Source organism: Pseudomonas sp. B21-010, assembly GCF_024749325.1.
In the GTDB taxonomy this organism is placed as follows: Bacteria; Pseudomonadota; Gammaproteobacteria; order Pseudomonadales; family Pseudomonadaceae; genus Aquipseudomonas; species Aquipseudomonas kilonensis.
In genome coordinates this window covers 4,065,820-4,079,467 of record NZ_CP087198.1, presented here as the reverse complement: position 1 = coordinate 4,079,467, position 13,648 = coordinate 4,065,820, and the positions used below count along the sequence as shown (strand labels likewise).

At 61.8% G+C, this 13,648-nt stretch carries 11 protein-coding genes; 7 read left to right on the top strand and 4 right to left on the bottom strand.

The features are described 5' to 3' along the window. Position 1 precedes the first annotated feature (1 nt). Entirely contained in the window at positions 2 to 2,272 is a 2,271-nt protein-coding gene (gene clpA, locus LOY50_RS17890) for an ATP-dependent Clp protease ATP-binding subunit ClpA (RefSeq protein ID WP_053123178.1), read from the top strand. A 545-nt stretch (positions 2,273 to 2,817) separates the two neighbouring features. Here the strand turns inward: clpA and infA are convergent. The 4 genes from infA to trxB form a co-directional block, all read right to left on the bottom strand. Beyond that, positions 2,818 to 3,036 (bottom strand): translation initiation factor IF-1, encoded by a 219-nt coding sequence (infA, locus tag LOY50_RS17885; RefSeq protein WP_002553999.1) that lies wholly within the window; start codon positions 3,034 to 3,036, stop codon positions 2,818 to 2,820. A 123-nt stretch (positions 3,037 to 3,159) separates the two neighbouring features. Next, the gene (locus LOY50_RS17880) at positions 3,160 to 3,867 is read right to left on the bottom strand and encodes an arginyltransferase (protein ID WP_014337689.1); all 708 of its coding nucleotides are present in this window, start codon (positions 3,865 to 3,867) and stop codon (positions 3,160 to 3,162) included. Between the two features lie 57 nt (positions 3,868 to 3,924). Continuing rightward, positions 3,925 to 4,605 carry a leucyl/phenylalanyl-tRNA--protein transferase gene (gene aat, locus LOY50_RS17875; RefSeq protein ID WP_214511858.1) on the bottom strand — a complete coding sequence of 227 codons (681 nt, stop codon included), beginning with the start codon at positions 4,603 to 4,605 and terminating at the stop codon, positions 3,925 to 3,927. Between the two features lie 81 nt (positions 4,606 to 4,686). Next, entirely contained in the window at positions 4,687 to 5,646 is a 960-nt protein-coding gene (gene trxB / locus LOY50_RS17870) for a thioredoxin-disulfide reductase (protein ID WP_018608516.1), read from the bottom strand. Positions 5,647 to 5,954: 308 nt separating this feature from the next. On the opposite strand from trxB, the gene LOY50_RS17865 reads away from it, so the two are divergent. The 6 genes from LOY50_RS17865 to cysG all read left to right on the top strand — a co-directional run bounded on the left by LOY50_RS17865 (position 5,955) and on the right by cysG (position 13,628). Next, positions 5,955 to 8,360 carry a DNA translocase FtsK gene (locus tag LOY50_RS17865; RefSeq protein WP_003203332.1) on the top strand — a complete coding sequence of 802 codons (2,406 nt, stop codon included), beginning with the start codon at positions 5,955 to 5,957 and terminating at the stop codon, positions 8,358 to 8,360. Positions 8,361 to 8,417: 57 nt separating this feature from the next. Continuing rightward, positions 8,418 to 9,041 (top strand): outer membrane lipoprotein chaperone LolA, encoded by a 624-nt coding sequence (gene lolA, locus LOY50_RS17860; protein WP_123341670.1) that lies wholly within the window; start codon positions 8,418 to 8,420, stop codon positions 9,039 to 9,041. A gap of 199 nt (positions 9,042 to 9,240) precedes the next feature. Beyond that, on the top strand, positions 9,241 to 10,566 hold the full coding sequence (locus LOY50_RS17855; protein WP_024619721.1) for a replication-associated recombination protein A: 1,326 nt from the start codon (positions 9,241 to 9,243) through the stop codon (positions 10,564 to 10,566). Beyond that, positions 10,563 to 10,937 (top strand): fluoride efflux transporter CrcB, encoded by a 375-nt coding sequence (crcB, locus tag LOY50_RS17850; RefSeq protein ID WP_013693703.1) that lies wholly within the window; start codon positions 10,563 to 10,565, stop codon positions 10,935 to 10,937. Before LOY50_RS17855 ends, crcB begins: the two co-directional genes overlap by 4 nt. Positions 10,938 to 10,952: 15 nt before the next feature. Then, positions 10,953 to 12,233, top strand: coding sequence for a serine--tRNA ligase (gene serS / locus LOY50_RS17845; protein ID WP_003203323.1), 1,281 nt, complete (start codon positions 10,953 to 10,955; stop codon positions 12,231 to 12,233). Beyond that, a complete protein-coding gene (gene cysG, locus LOY50_RS17840) occupies positions 12,234 to 13,628 on the top strand; it encodes a siroheme synthase CysG (RefSeq protein ID WP_063320496.1) in 1,395 nt (464 codons plus the stop codon). The last annotated feature ends 20 nt before the right edge of the window (positions 13,629 to 13,648 follow it).

Here is a 13,648-nt window from a genome sequence, read left to right as displayed (position 1 = left end):
TATGTTAAACCGCGAGCTCGAAGTCACCCTCAATCTTGCCTTCAAGGAGGCTCGTTCGAAGCGTCATGAATTCATGACCGTCGAACACCTGCTGCTGGCCCTATTGGATAACGAGGCTGCCGCCACCGTTTTGCGTGCCTGCGGCGCGAACCTCGATAAACTCAAGCATGATCTGCAGGAGTTCATCGACTCCACCACGCCACTGATCCCCGTTCATGACGAGGATCGCGAAACCCAGCCAACCCTGGGCTTCCAGCGTGTCCTGCAGCGTGCTGTCTTCCATGTACAGAGCTCGGGCAAGCGTGAAGTCACCGGCGCCAACGTGCTGGTTGCCATCTTCAGCGAGCAGGAAAGCCAGGCGGTGTTCCTGCTCAAGCAGCAGAGCGTTGCGCGTATCGATGTCGTCAACTACATCGCACATGGCATCTCCAAGGTGCCGGGGCATGGCGATCATTCCGAGGGTGAGCAGGATATGCAGGACGACGAGGGCGGTGAGTCTTCTTCTTCAGGCAACCCATTGGATGCCTATGCCAGCAACCTGAACGAACTGGCACGCCAGGGGCGCATTGACCCGCTGGTCGGGCGCGAAGCGGAAGTCGAGCGTGTTGCCCAGATCCTGGCTCGGCGTCGCAAGAACAACCCATTGCTGGTGGGCGAGGCGGGCGTGGGCAAGACCGCAATCGCCGAAGGCCTGGCCAAGCGCATCGTCGACAACCAGGTGCCGGACCTGCTGGCCAACAGCGTGGTGTATTCCCTCGACCTGGGTGCCTTGCTGGCCGGTACCAAGTACCGCGGCGATTTCGAGAAGCGCTTCAAGGCGTTGCTCGGCGAGTTGAAAAAACGTCCGCAAGCGATCCTGTTCATCGACGAAATCCACACCATTATTGGTGCCGGGGCGGCGTCGGGCGGGGTCATGGATGCGTCGAACCTGCTCAAGCCATTGCTGTCGTCGGGTGATATCCGTTGCATCGGCTCGACCACGTTCCAGGAGTTCCGCGGGATCTTCGAGAAAGACCGTGCCCTGGCCCGGCGTTTCCAGAAGGTCGATGTGTCGGAGCCTTCGGTGGAGGACACCATTGGTATCCTGCGCGGCCTGAAAGGGCGTTTCGAGCTGCACCACAACATCGAGTACAGCGATGAAGCCCTGCGCGCGGCGGCTGAGCTGGCCTCGCGCTACATCAACGACCGGCACATGCCGGACAAGGCCATCGACGTCATCGACGAGGCGGGTGCCTACCAGCGCCTGCAACCGCTGGAGAAACGCGTCAAGCGCATCGAAGTGCCTCAGGTCGAGGACATCGTGGCGAAAATCGCGCGTATTCCGCCTAAACACGTCACCAGTTCCGACAAGGAGTTGCTGCGTAACCTGGAGCGTGACCTGAAGCTGACCGTGTTCGGCCAGGATGCGGCCATCGACTCGCTGTCGACCGCCATCAAGCTGTCCCGTGCCGGTCTCAAGTCGCCGGACAAGCCTGTGGGTTCGTTCCTGTTCGCCGGTCCTACCGGTGTCGGCAAGACCGAGGCCGCGCGGCAACTGGCCAAGGCAATGGGTATCGAACTGGTTCGCTTCGACATGTCCGAGTACATGGAGCGCCACACCGTATCGCGTCTGATCGGTGCGCCTCCAGGCTATGTCGGTTTCGACCAGGGCGGCCTGTTGACCGAAGCCATCACCAAGCAACCGCACTGCGTATTGCTGCTCGACGAGATCGAGAAGGCGCACCCGGAAGTCTTCAATCTGCTCCTGCAGGTCATGGACCACGGTACGCTGACCGATAACAACGGGCGCAAGGCGGACTTCCGCAACGTGATCGTCATCATGACCACGAACGCCGGTGCCGAAACCGCAGCTCGCGCTTCGATCGGTTTCACCCATCAGGACCACTCGTCCGATGCGATGGAAGTGATCAAGAAGAGCTTCACGCCTGAATTCCGCAACCGCCTGGATACCATTATCCAGTTTGGTCGCCTCAGCCATGAAGTCATCAAGAGCGTGGTGGACAAGTTCCTTACCGAACTTCAGGCGCAGCTCGAAGACAAGCGTGTATTGCTGGAAGTCACCGATGCGGCCCGCAGTTGGCTGGCAGAAGGTGGTTACGATGTGACGATGGGCGCGCGGCCGATGGCTCGCTTGATCCAGGACAAGATCAAGCGTCCGCTGGCCGAGGAAATCCTCTTTGGCGAACTGGCCGAGCATGGCGGTGTGGTGCACATCGACATCAAGGACGGCGAACTGACCTTCGACTTCGAAACCACGGCCGAAATGGCCTGACCATTAGTCGCAACAAAGCAAAAGGCGCCGAAAGGCGCCTTTTTGCTATCCAGCCCCACACCACCCCCTGTGGGAGCCGAGCTTGCTCGCGATGGCGGCGGCACATTCGGCATCGATGCAAGCTGACCCACCGCTATCGCGAGCAAGCTCGCTCCCACAGTTTGTCTTGGGCAAGGCACAAGATTGAGCAGCGCCGCCAATCTCTGTGGGAGCCGAGCTTGCTCGCGATGGCGGCGGCACATTCGGCATCGATGCAAGCTGACCCACCGCTATCGCGAGCAAGCTCGCTCCCACAGTTTGTTTTGGGCAAGGCACAAGATTGAGCAGCGCCGCCAATCCCTGTGGGAGCCGAGCTTGCTCGCGATGGCGGCGGCACATTCGGCATCGATGCTAGCTGACCCACCGCTATCGCGAGCAAGCTCGCTCCCGCAGTTTGTCTTGGGCAAGGCACAAGATTGAGTCTCACTGCCAATTCCCTGTGGGAGCAAGCTTGGCTCCCACAAACAAAAACGCCCGGCATCAGCCGGGCGTTTTGTATTGACTTGTTAGCGAGCGCGGTAAGTGATGCGCCCTTTGCTCAAGTCATAGGGCGTCAGCTCGACGCGCACTTTGTCACCGGTAAGAATACGAATGTAGTTCTTGCGCATCTTGCCGGAGATATGCGCGGTTACGACGTGCCCATTTTCCAACTCCACACGAAACATGGTGTTGGGCAGGGTGTCGACGACAGTGCCTTCCATTTCGAAGCTGTCTTCTTTCGACATGCAGTAAAGCCCTCGGTATCCAGTGAATGGCCCGGTGCAACTGCGCCAGGCAAAAGCGGCGTGCATTGTGCCCGAAAAAGGGGGTTCAAGCCAAGGGGTTCTAGCTTTATAAGCCGAAGGGGTCTAACTCAGGACAACCCACCGCTGGTTAATCAGCAGTTCAATGGGGCGATATTGGGTCTTGTAGTTCATTTTCTTGCAGTTCTTGATCCAGTAGCCCAGGTACACCGCTTCCAGTCCCAGGCGCCGGGCTTCGTTGATTTGCCAGAGAATGGCAAACCGTCCCAGGCTGCGCCGTTCTTCGTCCGGCTCGTAGAAGGTGTACACCGCCGAAAGCCCATTGGGCAGCAAGTCCGTGACGGCGATGGCGACCAGGCGCCCGTCCAGTCGGAACTCGTAGAAGCGGGAAAACGGCAGGTCACGCACCAGGAAGGTCGAGAACTGATCCCGACTGGGCGGGTACATGTCGCCATCGGCATGGCGTTGTTCGATGTAGCGCTGGTACAGGTCGAAATATTCTTCGGTGAACTGCGGCTTGGCCGGGCGGACCTGAAGGTCGGCGTTGCGCTTGAAAATGCGTTTCTGCTGACGATTGGGCAAAAATTGCGCCACAGGGATGCGCGCCGGGACACAGGCGTTGCAATGCTGGCAATGGGGCCGGTAGAGGTGGTCGCCGCTACGACGAAAGCCCATTTCCGACAGGTCTGCGTAGACATGCACATCCATGGGCTGGCTAGGGTCGAGGAACAGCGTCGTGGCCTGCTCCTCCGGCAGGTAACTGCAAGAGTGGGGCTGAGTGGCATAGAACTTCAAGCGCGCCAACTCGGTCATGATCAACCCTCGGATAAGCTTTTAAATTTAAGTGTAAGCCACGCACGCGAATGTCGCTCAGCAAACCCAGGTTGCGTGGTTGGGTTGATCCAGATGGGCCTTGAGATAGCCAGCAAACTCAGCTCGTGGAATCGAGCGGGCGCCCAGGCTGTGCAGATGCTCGGTGGGCATCTGGCAGTCGATCAGCACGAAACCGGCGGCCTTGAGGTGTTGGACCAGCCTCGCGAAGCCGAATTTCGACGCATTGTCGGCCCGGCTGAACATGGACTCGCCAAAAAACAGCTGCCCCATGGCCAAGCCATACAGGCCGCCCACCAACGCCCCTTGGTCCCACACTTCCACCGAATGGGCGAAACCGCGTCGGTGCAGTTCCAGATAAGCGGTTTGCATGGCGTCGGTGATCCAGGTGCCCTCGGCATAGTCCCGCGGCGCGGCGCAGGCCTGGATGACCGCCGCAAAATCCCGATCGAACGTCACTTCATAACGCTGCTTGCGCAGCAGTTTGCCCAGGCTGCGGGATATGTGCAGTTCGTCGGGAAACAGCACCGTGCGCGGGTCCGGCGACCACCAGAGGATCGGTTGCCCCTCGGAAAACCATGGGAAGCAACCGTGGCGATAGGCCTGGATCAGCCTGTCGGCGGATAGATCGCCACCGGCGGCCAATAACCCGTTGGGATCGCGCATGGCTTTTGCCAATGGCGGGAACTCGAAGGTGTTGCGTTGTAACCAGGTCAGCATTGTTGTCCGGCTTAGTAGAAGGGGAGGGCGGCAGGTGGCGGGCCTCGTCCATTGGCGAGCGCCCGCCTGGAAGGTTAACCGTCAAACGGCAGGGATGTCATCGAGATACTTCTCTGCGTCGAGTGCGGCCATGCAGCCGGCGCCGGCGGAGGTAATTGCCTGGCGATAGACGTGGTCGGCCACATCGCCAGCGGCGAACACACCTTCGATATCGGTCGCGGTGGCATTGCCCTCGCTGCCGCCGCGCACGATCAGGTAGCCGTCGCGCATCTTCAACTGGCCCTGGAACAGCTCGGTATTGGGTTTATGGCCGATGGCAATGAACACGCCGGCCAGGGACAAGGTGCTGGTTTCGCCGGTCTCGCTGTGGCGCAGGCGCGCGCCAGTCACGCCGCTGGCGTCGCCCAGGACTTCATCCAGGTTCTGGTTCCAATGCAGCTTGATATTGCCGCTGGCGGCCTTTTCGAAGAGTTTGTCCTGCAGGATCTTCTCTGAACGCAGCTTGTCGCGACGGTGGATCAGGTGTACTTCCCTGGCGATGTTCGACAGGTACAGGGCTTCCTCGACCGCGGTATTGCCGCCGCCGACCACGGCCACCACCTGGTTGCGATAGAAAAAGCCATCGCAGGTCGCACACGCGGAAACCCCTTTGCCGGCGAAGCTTTCTTCCGAGGGCAGCCCCAGGTATTGGGCCGAGGCACCGGTGGCAATGATCAGCGCATCGCAGGTGTAGGTGCCGCTGTCGCCGATCAATTCGAATGGGCGCTGTTGCAACTTGGCGGTGTGGACATGGTCGTAGACGATCTGCGTGTCGAAGCGCTCGGCGTGCCGTTGCATGCGTTCCATCAGTACCGGGCCCGTCAGGCCTTCGACGTCGCCGGGCCAGTTATCGACTTCCACCGTGGTGGTGAGCTGGCCACCGGCCTGCAGGCCGGTAATGACAACGGGTTTGAGGTTGGCGCGGGCAGCATAGACGGCCGCGCTGTACCCCGCAGGGCCGGAACCGAGAATGATCAGGCGTGAATGCTTCACTTCGCTCATAAAAAACACCTCATAAGCCTTTGTCACAAAAGAGAATGCATGGTCCAATTGGCGCGTGTACACCCTGTATCCGGCTATGCTGTCAGGCAATGCCTTGGCGCGGACAAACCCGTACAATGCTTGAGTTTTGAACGCAGGATGGGCTAAAGATCAAAATCTTCGGCAACACCTGCGGTTTTCTGGATGCACCCCACAGTGGTAAAAGTAGTACCGGTTGTGCACATTCACTTTTTTACCTGCTCGTCATGGGCAGTTTTTTATAGTCATTCAACAGATGGACGCGCCGTTGGCGCAGGAAAAGAAGCGTTTTGAAGAAATCCACCGCAGCACCCAAACCAGTCGTTCCGCTCTGGCGCCAGCAATTGCACTACCGGCTCAAGGAAGGTGCGTTGATCGCCATCGGCGCCCTGTGCCTGTTCCTGATGATGGCCCTGCTGACCTACGGCAAGGACGATCCGGGCTGGAGCCATAACAGCAAGATCGACGACGTGCAGAATTTCGGCGGTCCGGCCGGTTCCTACAGCGCCGACATCCTGTTCATGGTGCTGGGCTATTTCGCCTACATCTTCCCGCTGCTGCTGGCGATCAAGGCCTACCAGATCTTTCGTCAGCGCCACGAGCCGTGGCAGTGGAGCGGCTGGCTGTTCTCCTGGCGGCTGATCGGCCTGGTGTTCCTGGTGCTGTCGGGGGCCGCGTTGGCCCATATCCATTTCCACGCGCCCACCGGCTTGCCGGCCGGGGCGGGCGGGGCGCTGGGGGAAAGCCTCGGCGACCTGGCCAGGAACGCCCTGAACATCCAGGGCAGCACGCTGCTGTTCATCGCCCTGTTCCTGTTCGGCCTGACGGTGTTCACCGACCTGTCGTGGTTCAAGGTCATGGACGTCACCGGCAAGATCACCCTCGACCTGATCGAACTGATCCAGGGCGCCATGAACCGCTGGTGGGCGGCGCGCACCGAGCGCAAGCAACTGGTGGCGCAACTGCGTGAAGTCGACGACCGCGTCCACGACGTGGTAGCCCCGACGACGCCGGACAAACGCGAGCAGGCCAAGGTCAAGGAGCGCCTGATCGAGCGTGAGCAGGCGCTGAGCAAGCACATGTCCGATCGCGAGAAACAGGTGCCGCCGGTCATCACCATGGCCCCGGCCAAGCCGCCCGAGCAAAGCAAGCGCGTCCAGAAAGAGAAACAGGCGCCGCTGTTCGTCGACAGCGCGGTGGAAGGCACCTTGCCGCCGATCTCGATCCTGGACCCGGCCGAGAAGAAACAGCTCAACTATTCCCCCGAATCCCTGGCGGCCGTCGGCCATTTGCTGGAGATCAAGCTCAAGGAGTTCGGGGTCGAGGTCTCGGTAGACTCGATCCACCCGGGCCCGGTCATCACCCGCTACGAAATCCAGCCGGCCGCTGGCGTGAAGGTCAGTCGCATCTCCAACCTCGCGAAGGACTTGGCGCGTTCCCTGGCCGTGACCAGCGTGCGGGTGGTAGAAGTGATTCCCGGCAAGACCACCGTGGGCATCGAGATTCCCAACGAAGACCGGCAGATCGTGCGCTTTTCCGAAGTGCTGTCGACGCCTGAGTACGACAACCACAAGTCGCCGGTCACCCTGGCCCTGGGCCACGACATCGGCGGCAAGCCGGTCATCACTGACCTGGCGAAAATGCCCCACCTGCTGGTGGCCGGTACCACCGGCTCCGGTAAGTCGGTGGGTGTGAACGCGATGATCCTGTCGATTCTGTTCAAGTCAGGTCCCGAAGACGCCAAGCTGATCATGATCGACCCGAAAATGCTCGAGCTGTCGATCTACGAGGGCATCCCGCACCTGCTGTGCCCGGTGGTCACCGACATGAAGGACGCCGCCAATGCCTTGCGCTGGAGCGTCGCCGAGATGGAGCGCCGCTACAAGCTGATGGCGAAGATGGGCGTGCGCAACCTGTCGGGCTTCAACGCCAAGGTCAAGGAAGCCGAAGAGGCCGGTACGCCGTTGAGCGACCCGCTGTATCACCGCGAAAATATCCACGACGAGGCGCCGCTGCTGCACAAGCTGCCGACCATCGTGGTGGTGGTGGACGAATTCGCCGACATGATGATGATCGTCGGCAAGAAGGTCGAAGAGCTGATCGCCCGTATTGCCCAGAAGGCTCGTGCGGCCGGTATCCACCTGATCCTCGCTACACAGCGGCCGTCGGTGGACGTGATCACTGGCCTGATCAAGGCCAACATCCCGACCCGCATGGCGTTCCAGGTGTCGAGCAAGATCGACTCGCGGACCATCATCGACCAGGGTGGCGCCGAGCAACTGCTTGGTCACGGTGACATGCTCTACATGCCGCCGGGCACCAGCCTGCCGATTCGTGTGCATGGCGCGTTCGTCTCCGACGACGAAGTGCACCGTGTGGTGGAGGCCTGGAAACTGCGTGGCGCTCCTGAATACAACGACGACATCCTCAACGGTGTCGAAGAAGCCGGCAGCGGTTTCGAGGGTAGCAGTGGCGGCGGTGACGACGATGCTGAAACCGATGCGCTCTACGATGAAGCGGTGCAGTTCGTCCTGGAGAGCCGCCGGGCCTCGATTTCTGCCGTTCAGCGCAAGCTGAAAATTGGCTACAACCGCGCCGCCCGCATGATCGAAGCCATGGAAATGGCCGGGGTGGTGACGGCCATGAACACCAACGGCTCGCGCGAAGTACTGGCGCCGGGCCCGATGCGCGACTAACGACCCGGGCGGCCTGCTGACACGCCGCTCGACCCCCACGACTTCATGAGGACTCCCATGCGCCTGATTCGCATGTTGCTGTTGCCCGTACTGGCCCTGACCACCTTGTCGGCCCACGCCGACGAAAAGGACGTGGCCCGCCTGACCCAGTTGCTGGAGCGCTCCCAGACCCTGACCGCACGTTTCTCCCAGCTGACCCTCGACGGCAGCGGCACCCAGTTGCAGGAAACTGCCGGCGACATGGCCCTGCAGCGCCCAGGCCTGTTCTACTGGCACACCGATGCGCCAGCCGAACAGCTGATGGTCTCCGATGGCAAGAAAGTCTCCCTGTGGGACCCGGACCTGGAGCAGGTCACCATCAAGACCCTCGACCAGCGCCTGACCCAGACCCCGGCGCTGCTGCTCTCGGGTGACATCTCCAAGATCAGCCAGAGCTTCGACATCAGCGCCAAGGAAGCCGGTGGCGTGATTGACTTCACCCTCAAGCCCAAGACCAAGGACAGCCTGTTCGACAGCCTGCGCCTGTCGTTCCGTAACGGCCTGGTCAACGACATGCAACTGATCGACAGTGTCGGCCAGCGCACCAATATCCTGTTCACCGGGGTCAAGGCCAACGAGCCGATCGCCGCGTCCAAGTTCAAGTTCGACATCCCCAAGGGTGCGGACGTGATCCAGGAATAAACCCAAGACTCCTGTGGGAAATGGCCTGTAGGAATGGTCTGTGGGAGCAAGGCTTGCCCGCGATACAGACACCTCGGTGTATCTGGTAGACCGAGGCGATGCAATCGCGGGCAAGCCTTGCTCCCACAGGTCTGCTCCCATAGATCTGCTTCTGCAGAGAGAATCGGCAACAGGACCCAGCGGAGGTTTTGTAGTAATCATGGACCTGTTTCGAAGTGCCCCGATTGCCCAGCCCTTGGCCGCCCGCCTGCGTGCGACCAACCTGGATGAGTACGTCGGCCAGGAGCATGTGCTCGCCCGCGGCAAGCCTCTGCGCGAGGCCTTGGAGCAGGGTGCGTTGCACTCGATGATCTTCTGGGGGCCGCCGGGCGTGGGCAAGACCACCCTGGCGCGACTGCTGGCGGAAGTCTCGGATGCCCACTTCGAAACGGTGTCGGCGGTATTGGCCGGGGTCAAGGAGATCCGCCAGGCGGTGGAAGTGGCCAAGCAGCAGGCCGGGCAATACGGCAAGCGCACGATCCTGTTCGTCGACGAAGTCCACCGTTTCAACAAGTCCCAGCAGGACGCGTTCCTGCCGTACGTCGAAGACGGCACGCTGATTTTCATCGGCGCGACCACCGAAAACCCTTCGTTCGAACTCAACAACGCCTTGCTGTCGCGGGCGCGGGTCTATGTGCTCAAGAGCCTCGACGAGGCCGCGATGCGCAAGCTGGTGCATCGCGCGCTGACCGAGGAGCGCGGCCTGGGCAAGCGGCAGTTGAGCCTCAGCGATGAAGGCTTCCAGATCCTGTTTTCAGCCGCCGATGGCGATGGCCGACGCTTGCTCAACCTGTTGGAAAACGCCTCGGACCTGGCCGAAGACGACAGCGAGATTGGCGTCGAGCTGCTGCAAAGCCTGCTGGGCGATACCCGGCGGCGCTTCGACAAGGGCGGCGAGGCGTTCTACGATCAGATTTCGGCGCTGCACAAATCCATCCGCGGTTCCAATCCTGACGCGGCCTTGTACTGGTTTGCGCGCATGATCGACGGCGGCTGCGATCCGCTGTACCTGGCGCGGCGCGTGGTGCGCATGGCCAGCGAAGACATCGGCAATGCCGACCCGCGGGCCCTGAGCCTGTGCCTGGCAGCCTGGGATGTACAGGAGCGCCTCGGCAGCCCGGAAGGTGAACTCGCCGTAGCCCAGGCGATCACCTACCTGGCCTGCGCGCCGAAAAGCAACGCCGTGTACATGGGCTTCAAGGCGGCGATGCGCAGCGCTACCGAGCATGGCTCCCTTGAAGTGCCGCTGCACCTGCGCAACGCGCCGACCAAACTCATGAAGCAGCTGGGTTACGGCGAAGAATACCGTTACGCCCACGATGAGCCGGACGCCTATGCCGCCGGCGAAGACTATTTTCCCGATGAACTCGAACCCCAGCGCTTCTATCAGCCGGTGCCCCGGGGCCTGGAGCTGAAGATCGGCGAGAAGCTCAACCACTTGGCGCAACTGGACCGCTTGAGTCCACGGCAGCGGAGAAAACCTTGATCCCCTTGATTCTTGCTGTTTCTGCCGGTGGCGTTGCGGGTACGTTGGTGCGCTTCGCGACCGGCAATTGGATCAACGCAAATTGGCCGCGGCACTTCTATACCGCGACGCTGGCCGTTAATATCGTGGGCTGTCTGCTGATCGGTGTTCTATACGGTCTGTTTTTGATGCGCCCGGAAGTGCCTATCGAGGTGCGTGCGGGCCTGATCGTCGGCTTTCTTGGCGGCCTGACGACCTTTTCATCCTTTTCACTGGATACGGTGCGCTTGCTGGAAAGCGGGCAAGTGCCGCTGGCCCTGGGCTATGCGGCCATCAGCGTATTCGGCGGGCTGCTCGCCACCTGGGCTGGCCTGTCCTTGACCAAACTTTGATAACGAGAGACCGACATGCTCGATTCCAAACTGTTACGTAGCAACCTTCAGGACGTAGCGGACCGCCTGGCTTCCCGTGGCTTTGCCCTGGACGTCGCGCGCATCGAAGCGCTGGAAGAACAGCGCAAGACCGTCCAGACCCGCACCGAAGCCCTGCAGGCTGAACGTAACGCGCGCTCCAAATCCATCGGTCAGGCCAAGCAGCGCGGCGAAGACATCGCGCCGCTGATGGCCGATGTCGAGCGCATGGCGGGCGAGTTGAGCGCCGGCAAGGTCGAGCTGGACGCGATCCAGACCGAGCTGGATTCGATCCTGCTGGGCATCCCGAACCTGCCTCACGAATCGGTGCCGGTCGGTGAAGACGAAGAGGGCAACGTCGAAGTGCGCCGTTGGGGCACGCCGAAAGCCTTCGATTTCCCGGTGCAGGACCACGTGGCCCTGGGCGAGAAATTCGGCTGGCTGGACTTCGAAACCGCCGCCAAGCTGTCGGGCGCGCGTTTTGCCTTGCTGCGCGGGCCGATTGCCCGTCTGCACCGGGCCCTGGCGCAGTTCATGATCAACCTGCACGTCACCGAGCACGGCTACGAAGAAGCCTACACGCCGTACCTGGTCCAGGCCCCGGCGCTGCAAGGCACTGGCCAGTTGCCGAAATTCGAGGAAGACCTGTTCAAGATCAGCCGCGAAGGCGAGGCCGACCTGTACCTGATCCCGACCGCCGAAGTGTCGCTGACCAACATCGTGGCCGGCGAAATCGTCGACGCCAAGCAACTGCCGATCAAGTTCGTTGCCCACACGCCGTGCTTCCGCAGTGAAGCCGGGGCGTCGGGCCGTGACACCCGTGGCATGATCCGCCAGCACCAGTTCGACAAGGTCGAGATGGTGCAGATCGTCGAGCCTTCGAAGTCCATGGAAGCGCTGGAAAGCCTGACCGCCAACGCCGAGAAGGTCCTGCAACTGCTGGAGCTGCCGTATCGCACCCTGGCGCTGTGCACCGGTGACATGGGCTTCAGTGCGGTCAAGACCTACGACCTGGAAGTCTGGATCCCGAGCCAGGACAAGTACCGCGAGATTTCTTCGTGCTCCAACTGCGGCGACTTCCAGGCCCGTCGCATGCAGGCGCGTTTCCGCAACCCGGAAACCGGCAAGCCGGAACTGGTCCACACCCTCAATGGCTCCGGCCTGGCGGTGGGGCGTACCCTGGTGGCGGTGCTGGAAAACTACCAGCAGGCTGACGGTTCGATCCGTGTGCCTGAAGTGTTGAAGCCCTACATGGGCGGCATCGAGGTCATCGGCTGAATGGACTATTTGCCACTGTTCCACAACCTGCGCGGCAGCCGCGTGCTGGTGGTCGGCGGCGGGGAGATTGCCTTGCGCAAGTCCCGCCTGCTGGCGGATGCCGGCGCGTTGCTGCGGGTGGTCGCACCCGACATCGAACCGCAGTTGCGGGAATTGGTCAGTGGCAGCGGCGGTGAATGCATCCTGCGTGGTTACGTCGAAGCGGACCTGGATGGCTGCGGCCTGATCATCGCCGCTACCGACGACGAACCGCTCAATGCCCAGGTCTCGGCCGATGCTCATAAGCGTTGTGTGCCGGTCAACGTGGTGGACGCGCCAGCGCTGTGCAGCGTGATCTTCCCGGCGATTGTCGACCGTTCACCCTTGGTGATCGCGGTGTCCAGCGGCGGCGACGCGCCGGTGCTGGCGCGGCTGATCCGGGCCAAGCTGGAAACCTGGATTCCGTCGACCTACGGGCAGTTGGCTGGGCTGGCGGCGCGTTTTCGCAGCCAGGTCAAGGGCTTGTTTCCCGATGTGCAGCAACGACGGGCGTTCTGGGAAGAAGTGTTCCAGGGCCCTATCGCCGACCGGCAACTGGCCGGGCAGGGCGCTGAAGCCGAGCGTCTGCTGCGGGAAAAAATCGATGGCCAGGCGCCGAACGCGCCAGGCGAAGTTTATCTGGTGGGCGCCGGGCCGGGCGATCCGGACCTGTTGACCTTCCGCGCCTTGCGCTTGATGCAGCAGGCGGACGTGGTGCTGTACGACCGCCTGGTGGCGCCGGCGATCCTGGAACTGTGCCGGCGCGACGCCGAGCGCATCTACGTCGGCAAGCGCCGCTCCGAACACGCCGTGCCCCAGGACCAGATCAACCAGCAATTGGTGGACCTGGCCCGACAAGGCAAGCGCGTAGTGCGGTTGAAGGGCGGTGATCCGTTCATCTTCGGCCGTGGCGGCGAGGAGATCGAAGAACTGGCGGCCCATGGCATTCCGTTCCAGGTCGTCCCGGGCATCACCGCGGCCAGTGGTTGCGCGGCCTACGCCGGGATCCCGCTGACCCATCGCGACTACGCCCAATCGGTGCGTTTCATCACCGGCCATCTCAAGGACGGCACCAGCGACTTGCCATGGGCCGACCTGGTGTCGCCGGCGCAGACGCTGGTGTTCTACATGGGCTTGGTCGGCCTGCCGATGATCTGCAGCGAGCTGATCAAGCATGGCCGTGCGGCTGATACGCCAGCGGCGTTGATCCAGCAGGGCACGACGTCCAACCAACGGGTCTTCACCGGCACTTTGGCGGACTTGCCACGGCTGGTGGCGGAGCACGAGGTGCATGCGCCGACCCTGGTGATTGTTGGGGAAGTGGTGCAACTGCGCGAGAAGCTGGCGTGGTTTGAAGGGGCGCAGGGGCAGGTCTGAAGACCGCGTTGTTGATCGTT